The 23,173-nt window shown below is 61.0% G+C and carries 22 protein-coding genes; 10 read left to right on the forward strand and 12 right to left on the reverse strand.

Translation table 11 applies throughout. From position 1 onward, the window contains the following. Positions 1-159: 159 nt before the first annotated feature. From cycA to lipA, 6 genes are all read left to right on the forward strand, one after another. Positions 160-1,584: a D-serine/D-alanine/glycine transporter gene (gene cycA / locus J7573_RS07625; RefSeq protein WP_294331980.1), complete on the forward strand. Its 1,425-nt coding sequence runs from the start codon at positions 160-162 to the stop codon at positions 1,582-1,584. Positions 1,585-1,665: 81 nt separating this feature from the next. Further along, the gene (locus J7573_RS07630) at positions 1,666-3,198 is read left to right on the forward strand and encodes a sigma-54-dependent transcriptional regulator (RefSeq protein WP_294331983.1); all 1,533 of its coding nucleotides are present in this window, start codon (positions 1,666-1,668) and stop codon (positions 3,196-3,198) included. Positions 3,199-3,457: 259 nt separating this feature from the next. After that, positions 3,458-3,835: a glycine cleavage system protein GcvH gene (gcvH, locus tag J7573_RS07635; protein ID WP_294331985.1), complete on the forward strand. Its 378-nt coding sequence runs from the start codon at positions 3,458-3,460 to the stop codon at positions 3,833-3,835. Positions 3,836-3,849: 14 nt separating this feature from the next. Further along, positions 3,850-6,720 (forward strand): aminomethyl-transferring glycine dehydrogenase, encoded by a 2,871-nt coding sequence (gene gcvP, locus J7573_RS07640; protein ID WP_294331988.1) that lies wholly within the window; start codon positions 3,850-3,852, stop codon positions 6,718-6,720. A 61-nt stretch (positions 6,721-6,781) separates the two neighbouring features. Next, positions 6,782-8,035: a serine hydroxymethyltransferase gene (glyA, locus tag J7573_RS07645; RefSeq protein WP_294331994.1), complete on the forward strand. Its 1,254-nt coding sequence runs from the start codon at positions 6,782-6,784 to the stop codon at positions 8,033-8,035. A gap of 151 nt (positions 8,036-8,186) precedes the next feature. Next, entirely contained in the window at positions 8,187-9,161 is a 975-nt protein-coding gene (gene lipA, locus J7573_RS07650) for a lipoyl synthase (RefSeq protein ID WP_294331997.1), read from the forward strand. Positions 9,162-9,183: 22 nt separating this feature from the next. Here lipA and gfa read toward each other — a convergent pair whose 3' ends face one another. Further along, complete coding sequence (gfa, locus tag J7573_RS07655; RefSeq protein WP_294331999.1) at positions 9,184-9,762, reverse strand: S-(hydroxymethyl)glutathione synthase; 579 nt, start codon at positions 9,760-9,762, stop codon at positions 9,184-9,186. A gap of 70 nt (positions 9,763-9,832) precedes the next feature. Next, positions 9,833-10,966, reverse strand: coding sequence for an aminotransferase class V-fold PLP-dependent enzyme (locus J7573_RS07660; RefSeq protein ID WP_294332000.1), 1,134 nt, complete (start codon positions 10,964-10,966; stop codon positions 9,833-9,835). A 151-nt stretch (positions 10,967-11,117) separates the two neighbouring features. Between J7573_RS07660 and J7573_RS07665 the strand changes: the two genes are divergently transcribed. Beyond that, complete coding sequence (locus J7573_RS07665; RefSeq protein ID WP_294332002.1) at positions 11,118-11,588, forward strand: hypothetical protein; 471 nt, start codon at positions 11,118-11,120, stop codon at positions 11,586-11,588. A gap of 179 nt (positions 11,589-11,767) precedes the next feature. On the opposite strand, the gene J7573_RS07670 is transcribed toward J7573_RS07665, so the two are convergent. Both J7573_RS07670 and J7573_RS07675 read right to left on the reverse strand, forming a co-directional pair. Beyond that, positions 11,768-13,003, reverse strand: coding sequence for a hypothetical protein (locus tag J7573_RS07670; RefSeq protein ID WP_294332005.1), 1,236 nt, complete (start codon positions 13,001-13,003; stop codon positions 11,768-11,770). Positions 13,004-13,158: 155 nt separating this feature from the next. Then, the gene (locus tag J7573_RS07675) at positions 13,159-14,391 is read right to left on the reverse strand and encodes a hypothetical protein (protein WP_294332009.1); all 1,233 of its coding nucleotides are present in this window, start codon (positions 14,389-14,391) and stop codon (positions 13,159-13,161) included. Positions 14,392-14,899: 508 nt separating this feature from the next. On the opposite strand from J7573_RS07675, the gene J7573_RS07680 reads away from it, so the two are divergent. Then, the gene (locus J7573_RS07680; protein ID WP_294332011.1) at positions 14,900-15,601 is read left to right on the forward strand and encodes an alpha/beta hydrolase; all 702 of its coding nucleotides are present in this window, start codon (positions 14,900-14,902) and stop codon (positions 15,599-15,601) included. A 57-nt stretch (positions 15,602-15,658) separates the two neighbouring features. Here the strand turns inward: J7573_RS07680 and J7573_RS07685 are convergent, their stop codons facing one another. The 3 genes from J7573_RS07685 to J7573_RS07695 are packed head-to-tail and all read right to left on the reverse strand — an operon-like array spanning position 15,659 to position 17,437. Next, positions 15,659-15,997 (reverse strand): peptidoglycan-binding domain-containing protein, encoded by a 339-nt coding sequence (locus tag J7573_RS07685; RefSeq protein ID WP_363263374.1) that lies wholly within the window; start codon positions 15,995-15,997, stop codon positions 15,659-15,661. Then, positions 15,885-16,457 carry an N-acetylmuramoyl-L-alanine amidase gene (locus tag J7573_RS07690; RefSeq protein ID WP_294332016.1) on the reverse strand — a complete coding sequence of 191 codons (573 nt, stop codon included), beginning with the start codon at positions 16,455-16,457 and terminating at the stop codon, positions 15,885-15,887. The genes J7573_RS07685 and J7573_RS07690 overlap by 113 nt, the downstream gene beginning before the upstream one ends. Next, the gene (locus tag J7573_RS07695; RefSeq protein ID WP_294332020.1) at positions 16,454-17,437 is read right to left on the reverse strand and encodes a hypothetical protein; all 984 of its coding nucleotides are present in this window, start codon (positions 17,435-17,437) and stop codon (positions 16,454-16,456) included. Before J7573_RS07695 ends, J7573_RS07690 begins: the two co-directional genes overlap by 4 nt. A gap of 312 nt (positions 17,438-17,749) precedes the next feature. On the opposite strand from J7573_RS07695, the gene J7573_RS07700 reads away from it, so the two are divergent. After that, complete coding sequence (locus J7573_RS07700; protein ID WP_294332023.1) at positions 17,750-17,896, forward strand: DUF2986 domain-containing protein; 147 nt, start codon at positions 17,750-17,752, stop codon at positions 17,894-17,896. A gap of 192 nt (positions 17,897-18,088) precedes the next feature. Here J7573_RS07700 and J7573_RS07705 read toward each other — a convergent pair whose 3' ends face one another. Both J7573_RS07705 and J7573_RS07710 read right to left on the reverse strand, forming a co-directional pair. Beyond that, positions 18,089-18,775: a hydrolase gene (locus J7573_RS07705; protein WP_294332026.1), complete on the reverse strand. Its 687-nt coding sequence runs from the start codon at positions 18,773-18,775 to the stop codon at positions 18,089-18,091. Positions 18,776-18,872: 97 nt separating this feature from the next. After that, the gene (locus J7573_RS07710; RefSeq protein ID WP_294332027.1) at positions 18,873-19,739 is read right to left on the reverse strand and encodes a pirin family protein; all 867 of its coding nucleotides are present in this window, start codon (positions 19,737-19,739) and stop codon (positions 18,873-18,875) included. A 100-nt stretch (positions 19,740-19,839) separates the two neighbouring features. Here J7573_RS07710 and J7573_RS07715 point away from each other — a divergent pair, with 100 nt between their 5' ends. Then, positions 19,840-20,745 (forward strand): LysR family transcriptional regulator, encoded by a 906-nt coding sequence (locus J7573_RS07715; protein WP_294332030.1) that lies wholly within the window; start codon positions 19,840-19,842, stop codon positions 20,743-20,745. Positions 20,746-20,771: 26 nt separating this feature from the next. Here J7573_RS07715 and J7573_RS07720 read toward each other — a convergent pair whose 3' ends face one another. The 3 genes from J7573_RS07720 to J7573_RS07730 all read right to left on the reverse strand — a co-directional run bounded on the left by J7573_RS07720 (position 20,772) and on the right by J7573_RS07730 (position 23,025). Beyond that, on the reverse strand, positions 20,772-21,608 hold the full coding sequence (locus J7573_RS07720; RefSeq protein WP_294332033.1) for an outer membrane protein OmpK: 837 nt from the start codon (positions 21,606-21,608) through the stop codon (positions 20,772-20,774). 78 nt (positions 21,609-21,686) lie between these two features. Next, positions 21,687-22,616, reverse strand: a complete 930-nt coding sequence (locus J7573_RS07725; RefSeq protein WP_294332035.1) for a transporter — start codon at positions 22,614-22,616, stop codon at positions 21,687-21,689. 73 nt (positions 22,617-22,689) lie between these two features. Beyond that, complete coding sequence (locus J7573_RS07730) at positions 22,690-23,025, reverse strand: potassium channel family protein (RefSeq protein WP_294332037.1); 336 nt, start codon at positions 23,023-23,025, stop codon at positions 22,690-22,692. Positions 23,026-23,173: the final 148 nt, after the last annotated feature.

Here is a 23,173-nt window from a genome sequence, read left to right on the forward strand (position 1 = left end):
CACACCACTTCAATCAAACCCCGGTAACTCGGGCGTTTTCCGCCTGGCACAGTGCTTGCTCTCTACCTGGCACGCGAGCGGATTTGAAAGTTGTTCATCCGCCGCGAGGTTTGAACTTGTGACGTTATAAAAACAATTAGACTAGCAAGGTAGAAAACAATGAATAACTTGCCCCACGGTCACCGCCCGCCTGATGGTGACGCGCACGAACTCAAGCGTAACCTGTCCAACCGCCACATCCAGCTGATCGCCATTGGCGGTGCGATCGGCACCGGCCTGTTCATGGGCTCTGGCAAGACCATCAGCCTGGCGGGGCCCTCCATTATCTTTGTCTACATGATCATCGGCTTCATGCTGTTCTTTGTCATGCGGGCAATGGGCGAACTGTTGTTGTCCAACTTGCAGTACAAGTCGTTCATCGATTTCGCGGCGGACCTGCTCGGCCCCTGGGCGGGGTTCTTCACCGGCTGGACCTACTGGTTCTGCTGGATTGTCACCGGTATTGCCGACGTCATCGCCATCTCGGCCTATTCGCAGTTCTGGTTCCCCGACATCCCCTTGTGGATACCGGCGCTGGCCTGTGTCGGCCTGTTGCTCACCCTGAACCTGATGACGGTGAAGATGTTCGGCGAAATGGAGTTCTGGTTCGCCATGATCAAGATCGTCGCCATCTGCGCGCTGGTCTGCACCGGCTTCTACATGGTGGCGGCGGCCTACCAGTCGCCGGCCGGGCAGGCGGCATCGCTGGCCAACCTGTGGAATGACGGCGGCATGTTCCCCCATGGCGCCATGGGCTTCTTCGCCGGCTTCCAGATTGCGGTGTTTGCCTTTGTCGGCATCGAGCTGGTGGGCACCACCGCTGCCGAAACCAAGAACCCGGAACGCAACCTGCCACGGGCGATCAACTCGATTCCGTTGCGCATCATCGTCTTCTACGTGCTCGCGCTGGTCGCCATCATGGCCGTTACGCCCTGGCGTGAAGTGGTGGCCAACAAGAGCCCCTTCGTCGAGCTGTTCGTGCTGGCCGGCCTGCCGGCGGCGGCGGGCATCATCAACTTCGTGGTGCTGACCTCGGCCATGTCGTCTGCCAACAGCGGCGTGTTCTCGACCAGCCGCATGCTCTACGGCCTGGCGGTGGATGGCGATGCGCCTGGCAGGTTCGGAGCGCTGTCCAGCCGTGCGGTGCCGTCCAACGGCCTGATCTTTTCCTGCGTGTGCCTGACCGGCGGGGCGCTGGTGATCTACCTGGTGCCGAACATGCTCGACGCCTTCACCCTGATTACCACGGTGTCGGCACTGCTGTTCATGTTCGTCTGGTCGATCATCCTGCTGTCGTACCTGGCGTACCGCAAGCAGCGTGACCCGCTGCACCAGGCATCGAAGTACAAGATGCCGGGCGGCACGTTGATGTGCCGGGTGTGCCTGGTGTTCTTCGCCTTCATCCTGGCCTTGCTGGCGCTGGAGGCCGACACCCGCAGCGCGCTGTTCCTGATGCCGGTGTGGTTTGCCGTGCTGGGCCTGGCCTATCGCTCGATCCGGCGGAAAAGGCAGCAGGCCGTGCAGCTGTCATTCGATGCCGATTGATCGACCCCTTCGCCTACTACCCAAGGGGGACAGCGCCATGCGCTGTCCCCCTGTCGTCTTTTTACCCCGCAGGGAATTCTTATGAGAATCCACGTCAACTTTCTCGACCGTGTCGGTATCACTCAGGAAATCCTCTCGCTGCTTGGGGCGCGCAACCTCAACCTGGACGCCGTGGAGATGATTCCGCCCAACGTCTATATCGATGCCCCGACCCTGTCGCCAAGGGTGCTCGACGAACTCTACGCAGCCTTGCTGGGCGTGGACGGGGTGCAGGAGGTGGCGCTGGTCGACTTCCTCCCCGGCCACCGTCGGCGCCTGCAGCTGGAAGCGCTGCTGGCGGCGATGAGCGACCCGGTGCTGGCGGTGGACCCTGGCGGCCATGTGCTGCTGGCGAACCCGACCCTGGTCGCCCTGGTGGGTCGCGAGCCGGCAGGGGAGCCGTTGAACCGGTTGTTTGCCGAGCCGGACCTGGCCCAGACCCTGATCGACAAGGGCTTCCGCCTGCCGATGTGCGAGGTGGGCTTCCAGGGCCAGGCCCTGTTGCTGGAGGCCACGCCGATCAGTGGTGGCGCCGATGGCCTGGTGGGCGGCCTGCTGACCCTGTACCCGCCCAGCCGCATCGGCGAGCGCCTGGCCTCGCTGCTGCATGACAATAGCGAAGGCCTGGGAGCGTTACTGGGCGAGTCGGCCGCCCTGCAGGCGCTCAAGGCCCGCCTGCACAAGGTGGCGAGCCTGGAGGCGCCGGTATTGATCCAGGGCGAGACCGGTACCGGCAAGGAACTGGTGGCCCGTGCCTGCCACGCGCTGAGTGCCCGGCGCGATGCCTCGTTCCTGGCGCTGAACTGCGCGGCGCTGCCCGAGAGCCTGGCCGAAAGCGAGCTGTTCGGCTACGCCGCCGGTGCCTTCACCGGCGCCCAGCGGGGCGGCAAGCCGGGCCTGCTGGAACTGGCCGATGGCGGTACGGTGTTTCTCGATGAAGTGGGCGAGATGTCGCCGTACCTGCAGGCCAAGCTGCTGCGTTTTCTCAATGACGGCAGCTTTCGCCGGGTGGGCGGTGGCAGCGAGGTGCAGGTGAATGTGCGGGTGGTCTGCGCCACCCACCGCCACCTGGAAAGCATGGTGATCGAGGGCGGTTTTCGCGAAGACCTCTACTACCGCCTCAATGTGCTCAACCTGCAGGTGCCGCCGCTGCGTGAGCGCGGCAAGGACATCCTGCTGCTGGCCGAGCATTTCCTGCGCCAGGCCTGTGCACAGATCCAGCGCGCCCCGTGCCGGCTGGCGCTGGCCACCCATCCGCTGCTGCTGGGCAATCGCTGGTCCGGCAATGTGCGCCAGTTGCAGAACGTGATCTTCCGTGCGGCGGCCATCAGCGAAGGGGAGGTGATCGACTGTGATGACCTGGAACTGGCTGGCACCGCCTTGAGCAGCCAGCAAGCCGAGGGGCAGGAGATCGTCAGCCTGGAGGCGGCCGTGCAGGCCTTTGAAAAATCCTTGCTGGAAAAGCTGTACGCGAGCTACCCCTCGACCCGGCAACTGGCAGTGCGCTTGCAGACGTCGCACACGGCAATCGGCCAGCGTTTGCGCAAGTACGGCATTGCCAGCCGGGCCTCGTAGCCGACCCGGTGCGAATACGCTCCGCTGGAGTGATTGTGCTCCAGGCGGGCGTGGTCCCGGGTTCATTGGCCCGTGTTGTCAGGGTTGCCTGCCGGGCCCAGGCCACGGAGCGAATTCGCTCCATCGCGCAGGCGCCGGATTGATCGATATAATTTTGTAAGTCATTGAAATAAAAGGGTTTAAGTGAGTTGGCATCGCCCTTGCTCTGTATCAGTCAGTCCTGCATCGGGACCCATCTGATAACAAGAGAGGAAGATCCATGACCACGCTGCGTTTTACTCCTGAACACGAATGGCTGCGTCTGGAAGCGACGGGCGAACTGACCGTCGGCATCACCAGCTATGCCCAGCAGGCCTTGGGCGACGTGGTGTTCGTGCAACTGCCGGAGCCGGGCGAGTATGGAGAGGGCAACGAAGTCGCGGTGCTGGAGTCGGTGAAGGCCGCGAGCAACATCACCATGCCGTTGCGCGGCACCGTGGTGGCCGTCAACCAGGCCCTGGCCGACGACCCCGAGCTGGTCAACACCTCACCGATGCAGGACGGCTGGTTCTTCCGCATCCAGGCGGCCAACCCGGCGGAACTCGACGGCTTGATGGACCAGGACGGCTACGACCGCTTCCTGGCCGACAACGCCTGAGCCAGGGTGCCGACATGACCAACCCAACCATCCCGCTGGGCACCGACAACGAGTTCATCGCCCGCCACATCGGCCCGCGCGAAGGCGATATCGACGCCATGCTGGCGCTGGTCGGCCATGACTCGCTCGACGCCCTGATCGACAGCGTCATCCCCGCCAGCATCAAGGGCAGCAGCGTGCTCGAGCTGAGCAAAGGGCAGGGCGAGGCTGAAGCCCTGGCCGCCCTCAAGGCCATCGCTGCGAACAACCAGCTGTTCAGTAATCACATCGGCCAGGGCTACTACCCTTGCCACACGCCGACACCGATCCTGCGCAACCTGCTGGAGAACCCGGCCTGGTACACCGCCTACACGCCGTACCAGCCGGAAATCTCCCAGGGTCGCCTGGAGGCGTTGCTGAACTTCCAGACCCTGGTCAGCGACCTCACCGGCATGCAGATCGCCAACGCCTCGCTGCTCGACGAAGCCACCGCCGCCGCCGAGGCCATGACCTTCTGCAAGCGCCTGGCAAAGAACAAGGCCCCGGCATTCTTTGCCTCCAGCCATTGCCACCCGCAAACCCTCGATGTGCTGCGTACCCGTGCCCAGCCACTGGGTATCGAAGTGGTCATCGCGGATGACGCCGATCTGCATGGCCAAAGCCTGGACGGCTATTTCGGCCTGTTGCTGCAATACCCGGCCAGCACCGGCGCCATCAGCGACCACCGCGCCCTGGTGCAGCGCGCCCATGACGCGGGTGCGCTGGTGGCCGTGGCCGCCGACCTGCTGGCGCTGACCTTGCTGACCCCACCGGGCGAGTTCGATGCCGACGTGGTGCTGGGCAGCGCCCAGCGTTTCGGCGTGCCGCTGGGCTTTGGCGGCCCGCACGCGGCGTACTTCGCCACCCGCGACGGGTTCAAGCGCGACATGCCCGGCCGCCTGGTGGGCGTGTCCATCGACCGCTTCGGCAAGCCGGCCCTGCGCCTGGCCATGCAGACACGCGAGCAACACATCCGCCGCGAAAAGGCCACCAGCAACATCTGCACCGCGCAGGTGCTGCTGGCCAACATCGCCAGCATGTATGCGGTGTACCACGGCCCCCAGGGCCTGGAGCAGATTGCCCGGCGGGTGCACCGCCTGACCGCGATCCTGGTGCAAGGGTTGCAGCAGCTGGGGCACAAGGTCGAGCAGGCGCACTTCTTCGACAGCGTCAGCGTGGTCACCGCGAGGCCCGTGGCCGATGTACTGGCGGCGGCACAGGCCAAGCGCCTGAACCTGCGGCTGATCGATGCGCGGCGGGTTGGTGTGGCCCTGGATGAAACCTGCGAGCAGGCCAGTGTCGAGGCCCTGTGGCAGGTGTTTGCCGAGGCCGGCCAGGCGCTTCCGGACTTCACCGCCCTGGCCGCCAAGGTGGTCGATTGCCTGCCAGCGCCCTTGCTGCGCACGACGCCGTTCCTGCAGCACCCGGTGTTCAACCGGTATCACAGCGAAACCGAGCTGATGCGCTACCTGCGCCGCCTGGCCGACAAGGACCTGGCCCTGGACCGCAGCATGATCGCCCTGGGCTCGTGCACCATGAAGCTCAACGCCGCCAGCGAGATGGTGCCGATCACCTGGCCGGAATTCGGCGCGCTGCACCCGTTCGCCCCGGCCGAACAGACGCTGGGCTACCGCCAGCTGACCGATGAACTGGAGGCCATGCTCTGTGCGGCCACCGGCTATGACGCCATGTCGCTGCAGCCCAATGCCGGCTCCCAGGGCGAGTATGCCGGCCTGCTGGCCATCCGCGCCTACCACGCCAGCCGTGGCGAGGCAGGGCGCGATGTGTGCCTGATTCCGTCGTCGGCCCATGGCACCAACCCGGCCACGGCGCAGATGGCCGGCATGCGGGTAGTGGTGGTCGACTGCGACGCGCGTGGCAACGTCGATGTCGCCGACCTGCAGCACAAGGCCGAGCAGCACAAGGCGCACCTGGCGGCGCTGATGATTACCTACCCCTCGACCCACGGCGTGTTCGAGGATGCCATCACGCGCATCTGCGACATCGTTCATGAGCACGGCGGCCAGGTGTATCTGGATGGCGCCAACATGAACGCCATGGTCGGCCTGTGCGCCCCGGGCAAGTTCGGCGGCGACGTGTCGCACCTGAACCTGCACAAGACCTTCTGCATCCCCCACGGCGGCGGCGGCCCCGGTGTCGGCCCGATCGGCGTCAAGGCGCACCTGGCGCCGTTCCTGCCCGGCCATGCTCATCTGGCCAACCGGCAGGGCGCGGTCAGCGCGGCGCCCTATGGCAGTGCCAGCATCCTGCCGATCACCTGGATGTACATCCGCATGATGGGCGGGGAAGGGCTCAAGCGTGCCTCGCAGCTGGCGATCCTCAATGCCAACTACATTGCCCGGCGCCTGGAGGAGCACTACCCGGTGCTGTACACCGGCGAGAACGGCCTGGTCGCCCACGAGTGCATCCTCGACCTGCGCCCGCTCAAGGACAGCAGCGGCATCAGCGTCGAAGACGTGGCCAAGCGCCTGATCGACTTCGGCTTCCATGCCCCGACCATGTCGTTCCCGGTGGCTGGCACGCTGATGGTCGAGCCGACCGAGAGCGAGTCCAAGGAAGAGCTGGACCGCTTCTGCGCCGCGATGATCTGCATCCGCGAGGAAATCCGCGCCGTGGAAAACGGCACCCTGGACAAGCTCGACAACCCGCTGAAGAACGCCCCGCATACCGCCTCCGAGCTGGTCGGCGAGTGGCCCCATGGCTATGCCCGGGAGCTGGCGGTGTACCCGCTGGCAGAGTTACGCGACAGCAAGTATTGGCCGCCGGTGGGGCGCGTGGACAACGTCTACGGCGACCGCAACCTGGCCTGTGCCTGCCCGCCGCTGTCGAGTTATCAAGATGCCTGACCTGCCGGCCCGGACCCGGTCCGGGCCGTGTTTGCCGACCGAACAACAAGGAATCACACCCATGTTCCATAAAAGCCTGACCCTGTCCGATTTCGACCCTGCACTTTCCGCGGCCATCGGCCGTGAAGTGCAGCGCCAGGAAGACCACATCGAGCTGATCGCTTCGGAAAACTACACCAGCCCCCAGGTGATGCAGGCCCAGGGCACCGAACTGACCAACAAGTACGCCGAAGGCTACCCAGGCAAGCGCTACTACGGTGGCTGCGAGCATGTCGACGTGGTCGAGCAGCTGGCCATCGACCGCGCCAAACAGCTGTTCGGTGCCGGCTATGCCAACGTCCAGCCGCACTCGGGTTCCCAGGCCAACGCGGCGGTCTACCTGGCCCTGCTGCAGGCCGGTGATACCTTGCTGGGCATGAGCCTGGCCCACGGCGGCCACCTGACCCACGGCGCCAAGGTGTCGTCCTCGGGCAAGCTGTACAACGCCGTGCAATACGGCATCGATGGCAACGGCCTGATCGACTACGACGAAGTCGAGCGCCTGGCCGTCGAGCACCAGCCAAAGATGATCGTGGCCGGCTTCTCGGCCTACTCGAAGACCCTCGACTTCCCGCGTTTCCGGCAGATTGCCGACAAGGTCGGGGCCTACCTGTTCGTCGACATGGCCCACGTCGCCGGGCTGGTGGCGGCCGGCCTGTACCCCAACCCGCTGCCGTATGCCGATGTGGTCACCACCACCACCCACAAGACCCTGCGCGGGCCGCGTGGCGGCCTGATCCTGGCCAAGGCCGACCCGGAGCTTGAGAAAAAGCTCAATTCGGCGGTATTCCCGGGCGGGCAGGGCGGGCCGCTGATGCACGTGATCGCGGCCAAGGCGGTGTGCTTCAAGGAGGCCCTTGACCCTGGCTTCAAGGAGTACCAGCGCCAGGTCATCCGCAATGCCCAGGCCATGGCGCAGGTGTTCATGGAGCGGGGCTTCGACGTGGTTTCTGGTGGCACCGACAACCACCTGTTCCTGGTCAGCCTGATTCGCCAGGGCATCACCGGCAAGGACGCCGACGCCGCGCTGGGCCGTGCGCACATCACGGTGAACAAGAACGCGGTGCCCAACGACCCGCAGTCGCCGTTCGTGACCTCGGGCCTGCGCATCGGCACCCCGGCGGTGACCACCCGTGGTTTCAAGGAGGCGGAATGCCGCGCCTTGGCGACCTGGATCTGCGACATCCTCGAGCACCTCGGTGATGCCGATGTCGAAGCCCAGGTGGCGCGCCAGGTAGCGGAGTTGTGCAAGTTGTTCCCGGTCTATCCGGCCTGACACCCGGGGGCCGCTTTGCGGCCCTTCGCGGGCTCGCCCGCTCCCACAGGTAATGCGCAATGCCTGTGGGAGCGGGCGAGCCCGCGAAGGGCTGCAAAGCAGCCCCCAGTAATGCTGTCAGTCAATATCAGCGCGGGGCCAGGAGCCAGCCATGTCTACCGAACAACTGCAACACACACCGCCGCGCCCGCAGCCCTTGCAGGCCGGGGTAAAACTACGCGGCGCCGACAAGGTGGCGCGCATCCCGGTGAAGATCCTGCCCACCGAACAGGTGCCGCGCAAACCCGACTGGATTCGCGTGGAGATTCCCACCACGCCGGAAGTGGCCCGGGTCAAGGCCCTGCTGCGCAAGCACCGGCTGCACAGCGTGTGCGAAGAGGCGTCCTGCCCGAACTTGGGCGAGTGTTTTTCCGGCGGCACGGCGACGTTCATGATCATGGGCGACATCTGCACCCGCCGTTGCCCGTTCTGCGATGTCGGCCATGGCCGGCCCAAGCCACTGGATGCCGATGAGCCGAAAAACCTGGCCATCGCCATTGCCGACCTTGGCCTGAAGTATGTGGTGATCACCTCGGTGGACCGCGACGACCTGCGCGATGGTGGCGCCGGGCACTTTGCCGATTGCCTGCGCGAGATCCGCAGGCTGTCGCCGGGGATTCAGCTGGAGACCCTGGTGCCGGATTACCGCGGGCGCATGGACGTGGCCCTGGACATCACCGCCCAGGAGCCGCCTGATGTGTTCAACCACAACCTGGAAACCGTGCCGCGCCTGTACCGGGCGGCACGGCCAGGCTCGGACTTCGAGTGGTCGCTGGATCTGCTGCAGCGCTTCAAGCAACGTGTGCCGACGGTACCGACCAAGTCCGGCCTGATGCTCGGCCTGGGCGAGACCGATGCCGAAGTGGTCGAGGTCATGCAGCGCATGCGTGAGCATCAGGTCGACATGCTGACCCTGGGGCAGTACCTGCAACCGTCACGCAGCCACCTGCCGGTACAGCGCTTCGTGCACCCTGACACCTTCGCCAGGCTTGCCGAGCAAGCCAAGGCGATGGGGTTCAGAAACGTGGCCGCCGGGCCGCTGGTGCGCTCGTCCTACCACGCCGACCGGCAACTGCAAGCCGTATGAGGCTGCGCCCGACGGGGCAGGGTCAACGTTCGCGGTAGGTGCCTTTTTGCTTGGCGGCGTGCGTCGCCAATGCATCCATGAGCGCGGGCGACAAGCAGTCGTAGGGTTCCAGGCCAAGTTCACGCAGGCGCCCGCGAATCGCGGCCATCTGTGTCGGTGGCGTGCCGCTTTCGATCACCGAGGACACGAAAGCGGCAAATGCCGGTGCAGACCAGCCGGTTTGCGGGGACAGCTCGGTATGCACGAAGTCGAGGCCGTAGAAGGCATGCCCGCTGTTCTCGACGCGGCCGAACAGGTGGGCGCCACAGTCACGGCAGGCATGGCGCTGGATCACCGCGCCGGGGTCAACCACCTGGAGCTTCTCGCCATGGGCCAGCACGCTGACCTTGTCCCGTGGGACCACGGCCACCACCGAGAAGGTCGCGCCTGCGGGCTTCCAGCACTTGGTGCAGCCACAGGCATGGTTGTGCAGCGTTTGCGCGTTGATGGCGACCTCGACCTTGTCGGTCGGGCACAAGCACTGCAGGGTACCGCCGGTGAAACCGGGTTGCTCTGGCTGGATACCCTGGTCGATCGATGGATGTAACGGTACGGCGTTCATGGTACTGGTCCCTCCTGGCGCTGGTGTGAGGTCAGTCTGGAGCGTAGGCGAAATGCAGCCAGGATGAGGCTCAGTTCACCAGCACTTCGTCCAGTGCCTGTTCAAGGGTGCTGACCGTGCGCTCGATGTTGTGCAGTTTTTCGAGCCCGAACAGGCCGATGCGGAAGGTCTGGAAGTCGGCTGGCTCGTCACATTGCAACGGCACGCCGGCGGCGATCTGCAAGCCATGCTCGGCAAATTTGCTGCCGTTCTTGATGTCGGCATCATCGGTGTAGCTCACCACCACACCCGGGGCCTGGAAGCCGGCTGCGGCCACGCTCCTGATGCCTTTGCCGACCAGCATGGCGCGCACCCGATCGCCCAGCGTCTGCTGTTCGCCGCGCAGCTTGTCGAAACCATAGGCTTGCATCTCGTTCATCACCTCGTTGAACCGAGCCAGTGAATCGCTGGGCATGGTTGCATGGTAGGCATGCCCGCCCTGTTCATAGGCCTGCATGATCTGCAGCCACTTTTTCAGGTCGCAGGCAAAGCTGCTGCTCTGCGTCTGCCCGATGCGCTCCAGGGCCAAGGCACTGAACATCACCAGGGCGCAGCAAGGGGAGGCGCTCCAGCCTTTCTGCGGTGCGCTGATCAGCAGGTCGACGGCGCACTTTTGCATATCGACCCACAGCGTGCCTGAGGCGATGCAGTCCAGCACGAACAGGCCACCCACCGCATGCACGGCGTCGCCGACGGCCCGCAGGTAATTGTCGGGCAGGATCATCCCGGAAGAGGTTTCGACATGGGGGGCGAAGACCACCTGCGGCTTGTGCGTCTCGATGGCCGCCAGCACTTCGTCCAGGGGAGGAGGGGCGTAGGCCGCCTGGCGACCCGTTTCGACCGGTCGGGCTTTCAGCACCGTGGTGGCCGCCGGGATGTTGCCCATCTCAAGGATCTGGCTCCAGCGGTAACTGAACCAGCCGTTGCGAATCACCAGGCATTGCTGGCCGCTGGCAAACTGCCGCGCTACCGCCTCCATGCCGAAGGTACCGCTGCCCGGGACTACTGCAACGGCTTGGGCGTTGTAGACCTGTTTCAGGGTGCTGGAAATGTTCCTCATCACGCCCTGGAAGGCCTGCGACATGTGATTGAGCGAGCGGTCGGTGTAGACCACCGAGTACTCGACCAGCCCCTCGGGATCAATGGCGGGATAGAGCTTTGACATGGGGTGACTCCTTTCGGCAGAGAGGTTTCGGCAGAGATGTCAGTGCTATCGACCTTGGCCCAGGATTTGGCAAATGACAAGATTGGGCGGGGCTGATTGCAGGTACCGCTGATCCCCAGTCCACGTTGCTGCTTTCCAGGATGAACCTTATATGCCTGTATTTGAAATTCTGCCGCTGCATTCCATAGGCCCGGCGCGCCTCGGCGCTACACGCGTGGAAGTCAGGCAGGCAATGGACGCCAGCGGATTCCCGCTGCAAACGGTCCATGGCAATTGCGATTACTTCAGCAATGCGGCGATGCAGATCGAGTACGGTGCAGACGACAAGGCACTGTTCATTGGCGTGTCGGGAGGGGGGGAGTTCAGGGTGATGTTCAAAGGCGTTGATGTTTTCAACCTGCCTGCCAATGAGGTTTTCGCCCTGATGGCTGACGCGGATGGCTCTGGTTCGCATGACTTCAACAGTGATGAATATTGCTTTCCTGACCAGATTCTTACGCTTTGGGATGCGGATGAGCAGTATGACCGAGATGGCGATGGAACCCGTCCGATATGGGCGCAAGTGGGAATAGGCAGTGATGCTTATCTGGCGGCTATTGTGGCCATTGAAGCCAAGGCGTGAATGTCAGGTGGCCGCTATGAGTCGTTAGCTGCGCTCTGGCAACGGCAGCCATGGGCGGAAAGCCAATGTCCACAACTGACCGCTATCGACCCAGGGCGGCCTGAATGAAATTCGACACCGGACTGTCACAACAGGCGGCTTTCGGCCAAAAATCAAGCGTTTGTCTGGCGTCAATGTGCTCACCGGGAGATGTTTAGCGGGATGGCTTCATTAATCGACTGAGCATCTAACTGGTCATCTGCCGAGCTTGTCGGACACTGACCAGGCGGGGAGCCCTGGCTCATCCTCTGGCAACTGCTGGATTGTTCTCGAGCCAGCTTTCCGGTGCATACCGAATTAAGGCTTGCCAGCCATGCGTCACCTTGCGTGTATGTGGTTTTTTTGCCGCTTCCTTTGTAGATGGCCTCTGCAAGAGTACTCATGGAGTGTCGAGCAACCGGCCCCCAAGAGCCAGAGAGATTGAATGTCACTTCCTGTACAAAGGGAAGAAGTCCTAGGAACGTTTTGTGAGGCAGCCTCAGGTTCGAGAGGATTTCGTAGTCAAAGTAGACTCTCAGAATTCTAGCCTCTGATCCTAAATTGACGCCTGCATGTTTCAAACGCGTGGGCAAGCAGTTGCAGTTTTCAACTGCTCTGGCGGTTTTACTGACGTCCACCGAGGCCGTTACAGGGGAGGGGTCGAACGCGATAACTTGCTCGATGCGATCAGGAAACGCATAAAGCATGTGCTGTGCAATGCCTCCACCCAGGGAGTGCCCGGTCGTGATGAATCTAGGAGGCTTCATTCCTTTTTCCATCGCCTGGGCGTCGTAGTGGCTCAGTATCTGGCGCATGTGCACGCGTGCCATCTCGTATTGATTCGCCGTCGGCAGAACCCTTGTAAACCACCACATGTTTCCGTAAAGCCAGTCGTTTTTCCCCCCGGAAGTGCCTCGGAAGGCGACGACCACAATCATCTGGTTTCCAACGTGGCGTTCCCAGACGTAATACATCAACCCCGTGTCGTCCTCGCAACCAAAGCTGACCGGGCCAGTCCGGCTATGAATGCTTAGATCCAGACGCTCTTTCCATTGGGAGCCACTCGTGGTTTCAAGTAGGTGCCGATTGATATTCCTTGCATCTTCATCGGTTACACGAACTGGGTTTCCACGATCATCCGGACAACCCGCTGGCACCCGATAGGCATAGGCTGACATCAGCGCATAGGGGAGCACCCTTGCCGCAGCCAATGCCGGATCGGCAATAACTGCCCGGTAGTGCTCGGTTCGCAGCCGAACGGTGCCAGGTGTTCTTAGCCCAAGCACCGAATAGTCTTCACATGGTTCTATCGCAAAAGAAGAGCATGCCGTGAAAAAAAACAGGCCCGCCGCGATACAGAGGTGATAGCTCTGTTTCAGCAATCTAACAAAGCTCATAGGATGGCCTCGGTCCAGACAAGTAGAAGAGACGGTGTTAAACATGCGTCTGTAAACGAGAGGGTGCAGGCCTTGATGGTTACAACCTCACTCGAATGACCGCGGCTGGCCGATCCTGTTGAAGAAACCCTGCCCGACGTTTTCAACGGAGTCGGCTATTGGTTGTCCATCGCTTCCTTGCAGTACGCCGTAAAGATTTTTACATTACTTGCGTATTGTTGAGCCGCCGCGCCACTGCCGTTGTAGCGGCGTATGGCATCCCATAAATCTCCCTTGCTTGCGACAAGTTTTTCGTCAAGCTCCTTGCACGCTAGATTCAGGCATATTGAAAAATCGTACCACTGCTTCTCACGGAAGAAGTCCGGGTTAATATTTATGTGCTGAAGGTCATACTGAAAGATGCCGTAGCCCTTATACACCCAAGGTTTGTCGTCCCAGCCCTGCAGGCGGCGTGTAATATTGGCTTCTTCAACCAACAGCGTTGTCAGTTCCGCACCGTAAGCCGCCTTGAAATCAGCAGTGTTCTTGGGAAATGCGCCCCGTGTCGTGCCTGGGTAATCGCCGCTGGCATCGAATACGCAACGTTCGACTATGGTTTTCGGCGTCAGGGTACTGGTCCATTTCAGCCATTTATAGGCTGTTTCCTGGCAGATAATTGCGCATAAATGTTCCGTGTTGTAGGGCCTGCCCCGAACAGCCGCCTGCAGTTGGCCGCCATAGTTTGACATCAACCACCGCGCGCAAGTCAGTGCCGCGCTTTTGGACAGGGGCAATGAGGCAGGCTCGACAATCACGGCATCAGTAACCAGGTGTCGAACCGGGGACGCGACGATGCTTTCCATAGGTTCACCTTCGACAATCAGGTATGCCTCGGAAATGCGCGTCATGACTTCATGTGAGAACGCAGTGGGTGCGAACTGTCGCAAGCTTTCGATCAGGTCGATTACGCGGCCTCGTGAGTCAAAGTATTCCATCGTCTGGTCGGCGCTCAGCGGGCCGGTCGGATTGAAGCAGCCTGTACTGGACAGATAGAGCGTCGGCGGATGCCCTGGGTGAATCAGGATGCCGGTTCTTTCCCCGGTGCCCTGTATAAGAATGCCCGGCATCGGAGCGTCGCCGGGCACCGACAAATCTTGCGAATAACCGATGGAGCGATAGCGTCCAAATTGCGTCCACAGCGGATAGCGACCTGGTTCAATACGCTTGCCGTTATTGGCATGCTGATTATCGCCTGGACCCGGGCTTTCACACATGTACCCAGAAAGCCCGCCCACTTCTGCGCCATCCAGAAAAACCTGGTATCGACCAAGACTGCGTATCTTGCTGGCTGATTTCTGAATGCTTTCACGCTTTACGAATAACTCCCATCCTCGACCGGTGATTGCCATGATTGATTTCCTGCGATAGTCGTTATATGTGAGTTTTTAGTCGGCGATGGAAGTAGGTGCAGAGTATGGGGTCCCTTTGTGAAGTTTATGAAGAGGGAGGTCAAGTGGGTTTTGCAGGGGTTGTAATTATTCGTGGGGGTGTTTGTAAAGATAGGTTGTTGCTAAATATGTTATTGTATTTTGTCGTAATAAGATATATAGCAAAATTTTATATGCTGCTTTCTTTGGTGGCATTCGGGGTGGTTGCTTGAATGGCGAGTTGGTTGTTTGGTTAGTGCGAAATTGGCTGCGGTAATACTTGTTGGTATGAGTGCTTGTCGTCGGCTCATTATGTTTTAGTATGGGTAAGGCCGTCGACACGCCGGGGTGCTGCCGCTTTCAAGTGCCTGCGCGGGAGGAGACAATAACCCGCCGTGTCACGCCCATGGAATGACAACCTATAGTGCATAGGCAGCCGCCTCGGCAGCGGATGGGGCGGCTCAACTTCATTCTTGACGGACGTCCTATCATGAAGAAACCCACTGTGATCCTGGTTCATGGCTTCTGGGGTGGTGCAGCGCACTGGGCAAAAGTGATTCTTGAATTGAAGAAGCTCGGTTATGACGCCATCCAGGCGGTGGAGAACCCGTTGACTTCGCTAGCGGAGGACGCCGAGCGGACGCGCAAGATGATCGCGCAGGTCCAAGGCCCTGTCGTACTGGCTGGGCATTCGTACGGCGGGGCTGTCATCAGCGAGGCAGGCAACCAGCCCAATGTAAGGGCACTCGTATTCGTTGCCGCCTTCGCGCCGGACGCTGGCGAAAGCCCTGGCGGTATCACCCAGCAGCACCTGCCCGCAGCGGCACCCAACCTGGCGCCTGACAGTGATGGCTATCTGTGGCTGAAGGCCGAAAAGTTTCATGAAAGCTTCTGCCAGGACCTTTCCGCCGACGAAGCCCTGGTCATGGCGGCAACACAAAAAGCGCCACTTGCAAGCACGTTCGCCGATACGATCACCGCACCCGCCTGGAAGCACAAACCAAGCTGGTACCAGATTTCCAGCCAGGATCACATGATCACCCCGCAAAACCAGGCCTGGATGTCCGGCCGCTTGCAAGCCCGCAAGGTCATCACGCTCGATGCGAGCCATGCCTCTTTGGCATCACATCCTGTCGAGATCGCGGCATTGATCGATGAGGCAGCGCTGGCAACGCAGGATAGGGACTCCTGAGGGCGAGGTTGTTTTCGGTACGACGTGTGTTTCACTGAGCTGACTTACAAGGGTGGTTTATTGTAGGAACTGGTCGAGGACTTTCCAGGTTTTTGGCCCCACTATTCCGTCAGGAACGAGCCCGTGTGAGCGCTGAAACTCACGCAACGCCGCCTCTGTATTTGCACCGAAATGCCCATCCACCTTCACGCCGCACTGGGCCTGAATGTGCTTGACCCACTCACCTAACGCACCCCGTCTTAATGTCGGCCTACCAGAGGCCAATCCAGCCCGGGCAACGGGTTCAATGGCGGGTATCAACACTGGAGCAGGTACAGCCCCTGTCAGGATCGCCGACACCGAGGCGCGAAATGACACCATGTCCAAATTCGGGCTTTCGTCCCTTGGGCAAGGCATACTCTTTATGACCGACACAGAATTCAACGCTGCGATTGATATGGGCTAATAATGCAGCTACGCCACGCTGGAAACTGTCGATTTGCACGGGTGGCCAAGGCGAGTCGTCAGGCAGTCCCGAGTTCTCTGCCTCGATGGCGATGAAATTTGTATTGCCAGTAGTAATGCCCTTCCACTCGCCTGCGCCCGCATGATGACATCGCCCTGCAGCGATAACATAAAACGTACCATCACGCCCCAAACCCAGTTGAGCCAGTGGCCCTGATAAATCAGATCGTCCCTGAATCAGGGTTTGCAAACTCGGCATATTGCCCCTCTTGGGGCCTGCCGTGTGGTGGCACATAACACCCAATGTTTGCCCCAGGTCGCCATGCCCGCGGTTGCTCCAGCCATCGACCAAGGCGACCTTGAGCCCGGCGGCCTCTAACACGCTTGGCATCCACGTCAACGAATAAGTCATGATGCAACCCCTCCCGTAGAGGGCGGAAGATCTTTATCGGAGGTTTTAGACTCTATGACGCCGTCACAACCATCCCGATAGTCATCTTGAGCGCCTGTTGGCAGATTCGGGTTATTGGTTAGTGACTCGTCCGCGCCTGCAACGGTGATGCTCAAGGCGTTAGACAAACCTCCCCCCGGCCAAGGGTTAAACACGGTAATGCTCAGAACGCCCTCCTTGGCGACATCGTCAGCCAATACATCGACTGCCAACTGGTTATCCCCAATAAATTGGGTTTCCCTACTCGCACCATTAAACCGTACTGCGGAGCTTTTTAGGAATCCCGCACCATTTAACATCAAGTGCCGCGTTTGCGGAGTGAGGCGCGGAGGCTGGATATCTACAATCGTGGGGATGGGGTTGTCGAGGTTGTCTTTTCGTTTCGCATCTCCAAAATCTCGACTGGTCTTGAACAAGGAGTCGAACACCTCACTCAGTTTGTCCGTGGCCTGCTTTGCAAACATACCGGACATACAGGCCATTGCTGTGACGCTGTAAAGATTCAGGCTGCGAGCATCGTTACCGATAGATAAAAATCCTCCACGGATCACCAGATAAAGCACAATCGCTAAAATCATGCCGATAAATGGCTTTAGGATGTACCACCACATCCAGCTGCTCATGAGCTTGTCGTTCCCGACAAAGTCGCCGAACGATTTAGCCGTGTGAACAAAACTGCCTAAGCCTCCACTCACCATCACCAGCATCAACACCCTTGCATCTAAAGAAACCTCAAAACAGCCGATGAAAAACAGAGTACAAACTTTCTGCTTTTCGTTGCCCAGGCTAGATTGCGATAGGTCTGACGGCCACAGTTGCACAAAAAAATAGGCGAGCAGGAAAATCAGCCCAAGAAGTGCCACGCCCAATGTGCGAATCTGGACTTTACTAGCCCTGCGATTGTTGTTTTTTAGTGATGGCTCATCAGCGCCAGGTGTCATGACAATCTGCTCCTAAATGAAATAGAGAGATCGTGCGAGTCCGAGCCGACGTAGCGTCGACCCACTGAGTCCGCGCACCCGCGCCACCTTTTTAAAACTGTCCGCATACGAAAAAAATATAGCCGACACCATATGCTTCGCAAGACCAGCAACGACCTCGGCCAAAATAAAGTCAATCAAGCGATTCCTGGCGACTTTCAGGGTGAAGATGAGGAGCCAACAGCTCCACCTGTTTGTAAGGGTGATGAAACAACTCCTAGTCAGCGCATGAAGTCATGACAATAAACCCCTGATTTATCAAACTGCCCTCAGTTGCTCAAGGCTCACGCCAAGAAGGCCAGCGCCAAGCTGGCGCCGCGCAGCAACAAGTCCCGGTATATCAGCAAGGCCGAGCGGGAGAAGCTGGCCGCGCAGACGGTGAGTGAGCCGAGCGCAGATACCGAGCAAGGCTTCCACTGATCTCAGGCGGCGTTTGCTGAACGTCCGAGTTGGGTCGAAAGCGGCCGGCTGCAACTGACTGTAATCGACCCTAAACTGCCTTTGGCGAAAGGAAACAATCGACTAGAAGCAAACATAGATCATTCGTTCGAGATGCTTCCCACCACCAAGCTAAAGAACAGCCCGGCAGCAAACTGCCGGGCTGAAAAGGCCTCAACGTTCTGAGTCGAGCAGTTCGTGCTCGGTCACTACCTGTTGAGCCTTGGTATAGCTTTCGATCAACAGGCGGTAGTGCGGAAAGATCAGGCTGTAGGCTTCGGCCCACTGCGCGGCGTCAGGGCGGTTCCAGGTGCGCTGGATTTCCGAGGCGACTGCGGCGGTATCCATAGGCACCACACCTGCCTGGACGACTCGGGCCAGGGTGATTTCCTGGGCGGCCTTGGAATAGGTACCGGAGGCGTCGATCACCGCGAACACCCGGTAACCGGCGTTAACTGCGGCGATCGCCGGGAAGGCCATGCACACGCTGGTGATGGTGCCAGCAATGACCAATGTCTTCTTGCCGGTAGCCTCCACGGCGGCGACGAATTCGGGGTTGTCCCAAGCGTTGATCTCGCCTTTGCGCGCCACGTACTGCGCATGGGGCGCGGCCTCGTGAATCTCGGGGATCAGCGGGCCGTTGGGGCCCTGCGGCACCGAGGCAGTAGTGATAACCGGGATCTTCGCCAGGGTGGCGATCCTGGCCAAGGTGATGGCGTTGTTGCGCAGTTCGGTCATGGGCATGTCCTTGACCGTCTGGAACAGGCCGCTCTGATGGTCGATGAGCAGCATGGCGGTATCGTCGGGGTCGATCACCGGGCGCTGGCCATTGAAGTTGGCAATCTGAGAAAAGTTGCTCATGTCGGTTTCTCCTGGTAGGGCATCCAGCCCGGGAAACCCGCGCCTCTTGCGCAGGCGTTCATCCAGACCAGGCGGCGCCTGAGTCCGGGGTCTGAGGTCAGCGGGGCATCTGCTCGAAACTTCCGCTCTGGACGTCGGCAATGGCCTGCTGGATTTCGCTTTCGCTGTTCATCACGAAGGGGCCGTACCCGACGATGGGCTCGTTCAACGGCTCGCCACTGAGCAGCAGCAGCAGGGCGTCGCTCTCGGCTTCCAGCAGCAGGCTGTCACCGCGTCGGTCAAACAGGGCCATCTGGCCTTCGCGTAGCGCTTCGCCGCTTCCCAGCCGGATGTTGCCGCGCAGCATCACCAGGGCAGTATTGCGCCCGGCCTTGACGGCCAGTTCCAGCGGGCGACCGGGCTGCATGCGCAGGTCCCAGACATCCAGCGGGCTGAAGGTGTGGGCCGGGCCGGCGTGGCTGGCGTAGTCACCGGCAATCACCCGCAGGCTGCCGGCGCCATCGGCCAGCTCGATAAGCGGGATGTCGCCGGCCAGCAGTGTCTGGTAGGCCGGCGCGACGCGTTTGTGGTGGGCCGGCAGGTTTACCCAGAGCTGGGCCATGTGCAGGTTGCCCCCAGTGCGGGTGAAGTCCGGCGAGTGGTATTCCTCATGGAGGATGCCGTTGCCGGCAGTCATCCACTGCACGTCGCCGGGGCCGATGCGGCCACCACCGCCACTGGAGTCGCGGTGTTCCAGTTCGCCTTCGTAGACCAGCGTCACGGTCTCGAAACCTCGGTGCGGATGCTGGCCGACTCCACGGCGCACCGTGCTGGGGCTGAAAGTGTGGGGGCCGGCATGGTCCAGCAGCAGGAATGGGCTGATGTGCTCGCCCAGGCTGTCGTAGGAGAACAGCGTGCGAACCGAGAAGCCATCACCGACCCAGTGCGGCCGGGCGGCGCTGTAGATGCCAAGAATCTGTTTCATGGGGTGCCTCCTGTAGTGCATGGAGACACGATACGGGTGGAACAATTGCGCGAGTAGTCAGCAAAAATTAGTATCTGTGTTCTACCAGAGGAACACTGAAATGGACGATCTCAACGACTTCTACTATTTCGCCCAAGTGGTGGAGCACGGTGGTTTTACCCCGGCCGGCCGCGCCCTGGGCGAGCCCAAGTCGAAGCTGAGCCGGCGAATCGCTGCGCTGGAGGAGCGCTTGGGCGCACGGCTGATCCAGCGTTCGACGCGGCACTTCTCGGTGACGGAGATCGGCCAGGTATTCTACCGCCACTGCGTGGCGATGCTGGTGGAAGCAGCGGCGGCTACCGAGGCCGTCGAGCGGCACCACTCCGAGCCTCGCGGGGTGGTGAACCTGAGTTGCCCCACGGCGCTGCTGAACTTTTGGGTCGGCCCGATGCTGGCGCGCTTCATGGTGCAGTATCCGCTGGTGGAGTTGCATGTGCAGAGCAGCAACCGCCAGGTGGACCTGATCCAGGAAGGCATCGACATTGCTTTGCGGGTGCGTTTCCCGCCGCTGGAAAGCACTGACCTGGTGATGAAGGTGCTGGGCGAAAGCCGGCAGCAGGTGGTGGGCGCCCCGATATTGCGCGAGCGCCTGCCTGCAAGGGTGACACCCGCCGATGTTGCTGCCCTGCCGACATTGCACTGGGGTTCGGTACAGCGCGAATACCACTGGCAGCTGGACGGCCCCGAGGGTGCCAGCGCGCAGGTGCGTTACCAGCCGCGCATGGTCACCGATGACCTGGTTGCCCTGCGACAGGCTGCACTGGCGGGCGCAGGGGCGGTACATATGCCCGCCGTGGTGGTGTGCGAGGATTTGAACGACGGCAAACTGGTGAACCTGCTGCCGGACTGGGCGCCTCGCACTGGTGTGGTGCACGCGGTGTTCCCTTCCAGGCGCGGCTTGCTGCCTTCGGTACGCACTTTGCTGGATTTTCTTGGCGACGAGTTTTCAAGTAGTGGTATCAGCTAGCATTTCGCTCGAAGAAAAACGCCACGTCAGAAGTGATACTTGACCAAGGCACTCGCGGTGTTCTGATCGGTGGTAAAGCCTTGCGAGTCCCTGATGCCGTACTTGTCCGACCAGTAGTCATACTCCAGCCCCACATACAAGTGCTTGGCCTCATACCCCATGGCCTTGCCAAGGTCGTACTTGAGCTGCGGGTTGTAGTGCAGGTTAGCGTGGTAGTCCGACTGGTTGCGGTGGCTGGAACTGGCGTCCTTGTTGTTGACCACCCAATCCATGAAGCCGTCGAACAGGATGTCCGAGTTGCCGACGGGGATCGTGATGGCCCAGGCCGGCGTCACCTGCCACGCACCGGAGGGCACGCGATTGCCGTCGGGCTTGCGGTAGTAGACGTTCAGCTGGAAGTAGTCGAAACCGGGTATCGCCAGGTCAACGGCAGGGCCGAGCAGGTAGGTCTCGACATCACCTTCGCCGAATTCGTAGGTACTGGCGATCAGCACATCCTTGATCGGGCCGAACGAGAGGTCGGTGCCGCTGATCTTGCCCAGCGACAGGCGCGGGCTGAACTCGCCGTAATAGCTGCTCTTGCCGTTGTTGGCGCTTTCCTTGCCGTTGTAGTTGATCTGGTCGACGAAGAACCAGATATCGCCCCAGGTCCAGTTGCTCGCACTTTCGAAGGTGAAGGTCTGCTGGATGGGCGGGTCGACCTTGTAGTTCTTGCCCCACAGATAGGTCAGGCTTTCGTTGTGCCAGAGCAGCGGCCCATCGTTGACGGCCGGCCCTGGCGCCAGGTCCTTTCCGCCGGCAAGGGACTGCCCGGTTGCCAGCAGGCCGCTCGCGATCAGCAGGGAAGCCAGGGTACGCTCCATGTTCATGCTCCTCACATTGCGATTTGAGAAACCTATTGAGTAGTTTGCCTGGGGGCGTCTGTCAAACGGCGCAGTCCTTCACAGCCCGCCGCCGAAGCGATACTGCCAGACCACGCCGGCCACATCGAATTCGCTGCCGGTACGGGTGTGCGCACCATTGCTGGCAAACAGCTTCACCGAGTTGTTGCGGTTGACCGGAAGGGTGAGGGTGCAGCCGTAGCGGGTGTTTTCCTGGAAGTCGTGGTTGCCGACCCCGTCGACCGAGGTGTTGCCACCGGCGAAATAGGTGCCGTCCAGCGAAGCCCAGACACCATTCTGGAAGGCGTAGATCAGGTGCACCTGGGTCTGGTAGATCGGCCGCTGGGAAAAGTTGCGGTTACCGAGGTACTGGTCGTTGTCGGTGAAGAAGGTGCCGGCGCCTGACAACTCCAGGGTTACTGCGCCGATGCGCTTGGAGATGCCGATTTCAGGCTTGAACGACCAGCGATTGTTGCCGAGGTTGACCAGCCGGCTGGCGTCGTATTGGCCAAGCGGCGCGGTAATCGCCAGGCTGGAACCGATGATCACGTCCTGCTGGTAGCTGGGGAACTGCGCCAGCGACAGGGCCGGGGCGCCATACCAGTTGACCGAGAAGCGGAATCTCGGGTCGATCAGGCCGGTCACGTTGCGCTCCCTGGGTTCACCGGCGAACAGCGCAGTGCCGTTCAACCTGGCCTCGGGCACGACGACATCGAACTTGGCGGAGCGTCCCCAGAAATCCAGTGACCTGGCATAGGCAAACACCACCGTCTCGATGTCGAGCTTGGCATCCTCCAGCGGCACCGAGGGGTTGGCGGTCACGTTGCCCCGCAGTTCGCTGTAGCCCAGCAGCAGGAAGTTGATGCCGACCGGCGTATTGGCGTAGGCCCTGGGTTCGAGGTCTTCGGCGTTGGCGCCCAAGGCGACCAGCAGCGGCGCCAGGCCCAACGCAGCCAGCCTGGGCACGCAGAGACTGTATTTCGACGCCATTCGCTGGTTTCCTGTCAGGCTGCCCGGGTGCTATGTACTGTTGTAGTTGATCCGCCAACGGACGTCGCCCCGATTATGAGTGGATACCTTGGTCTTCCAGCACCTTGCGCAACGCATGTACGCCGACCGCGACGATCAGCCCGGTCATGACGATGCCAGCGATTCCGATCAGCATGGCCAGGCAGCGTGCCAAGCCCAGCTTGGGCACCAGGTCACCATAGCCAATGGTCAAGCCCGTCACGAAGGAAAAGTACAGGCTGTCGCCCACAGGCCAGCCTTCCAGCTCGCCGACGGCCAGGCCGAGCAGGGCCATGAACAGCAGCAGTAGCGACACGATCGGCCAGACGACCAGCAGCCCGCGCCAGAATTCACGGATGAAGTCATGCCGCAACTGTTTCATGGCTCGCATGGGACTCTCCTTGAAAGAAGCAAACGACGGATTTGTTCACCCCCGTAGCTGGCTGCACTGCCAATCACCAGCCATCATCATGTAGCTGAATCTAGCCGTACTGGCCGCGTTATGGGTGTGCTGCACCTGGCTGGCCGACGTTTTTGCA

It is taken from the genome of Pseudomonas sp., assembly GCF_017744435.1.
In the GTDB taxonomy this organism is placed as follows: domain Bacteria; phylum Pseudomonadota; class Gammaproteobacteria; order Pseudomonadales; family Pseudomonadaceae; genus Aquipseudomonas.

Coding starts and splice junctions, on each gene's coding strand:
- lipA (WP_294331997.1), top strand. CDS start 8,187: ATGTCTACCGAACAACTGCAACACACACCGCCGCGCCCGCAGCCCTTG.
- J7573_RS07675 (WP_294332009.1), bottom strand. CDS start 14,391: ATGGCAATCACCGGTCGAGGATGGGAGTTATTCGTAAAGCGTGAAAGC.
- gfa (WP_294331999.1), bottom strand. CDS start 9,762: ATGAACGCCGTACCGTTACATCCATCGATCGACCAGGGTATCCAGCCA.
- glyA (WP_294331994.1), top strand. CDS start 6,782: ATGTTCCATAAAAGCCTGACCCTGTCCGATTTCGACCCTGCACTTTCC.
- J7573_RS07685 (WP_363263374.1), bottom strand. CDS start 15,997: ATGCCTTGCCCAAGGGACGAAAGCCCGAATTTGGACATGGTGTCATTT.
- gcvH (WP_294331985.1), top strand. CDS start 3,458: ATGACCACGCTGCGTTTTACTCCTGAACACGAATGGCTGCGTCTGGAA.
- J7573_RS07660 (WP_294332000.1), bottom strand. CDS start 10,966: ATGTCAAAGCTCTATCCCGCCATTGATCCCGAGGGGCTGGTCGAGTAC.
- gcvP (WP_294331988.1), top strand. CDS start 3,850: ATGACCAACCCAACCATCCCGCTGGGCACCGACAACGAGTTCATCGCC.
- J7573_RS07630 (WP_294331983.1), top strand. CDS start 1,666: ATGAGAATCCACGTCAACTTTCTCGACCGTGTCGGTATCACTCAGGAA.
- J7573_RS07720 (WP_294332033.1), bottom strand. CDS start 21,608: ATGGAGCGTACCCTGGCTTCCCTGCTGATCGCGAGCGGCCTGCTGGCA.
- cycA (WP_294331980.1), top strand. CDS start 160: ATGAATAACTTGCCCCACGGTCACCGCCCGCCTGATGGTGACGCGCAC.
- J7573_RS07680 (WP_294332011.1), top strand. CDS start 14,900: ATGAAGAAACCCACTGTGATCCTGGTTCATGGCTTCTGGGGTGGTGCA.
- J7573_RS07695 (WP_294332020.1), bottom strand. CDS start 17,437: ATGACACCTGGCGCTGATGAGCCATCACTAAAAAACAACAATCGCAGG.
- J7573_RS07730 (WP_294332037.1), bottom strand. CDS start 23,025: ATGCGAGCCATGAAACAGTTGCGGCATGACTTCATCCGTGAATTCTGG.
- J7573_RS07715 (WP_294332030.1), top strand. CDS start 19,840: ATGGACGATCTCAACGACTTCTACTATTTCGCCCAAGTGGTGGAGCAC.
- J7573_RS07710 (WP_294332027.1), bottom strand. CDS start 19,739: ATGAAACAGATTCTTGGCATCTACAGCGCCGCCCGGCCGCACTGGGTC.
- J7573_RS07665 (WP_294332002.1), top strand. CDS start 11,118: ATGCCTGTATTTGAAATTCTGCCGCTGCATTCCATAGGCCCGGCGCGC.
- J7573_RS07705 (WP_294332026.1), bottom strand. CDS start 18,775: ATGAGCAACTTTTCTCAGATTGCCAACTTCAATGGCCAGCGCCCGGTG.
- J7573_RS07670 (WP_294332005.1), bottom strand. CDS start 13,003: ATGAGCTTTGTTAGATTGCTGAAACAGAGCTATCACCTCTGTATCGCG.
- J7573_RS07725 (WP_294332035.1), bottom strand. CDS start 22,616: ATGGCGTCGAAATACAGTCTCTGCGTGCCCAGGCTGGCTGCGTTGGGC.
- J7573_RS07690 (WP_294332016.1), bottom strand. CDS start 16,457: ATGACTTATTCGTTGACGTGGATGCCAAGCGTGTTAGAGGCCGCCGGG.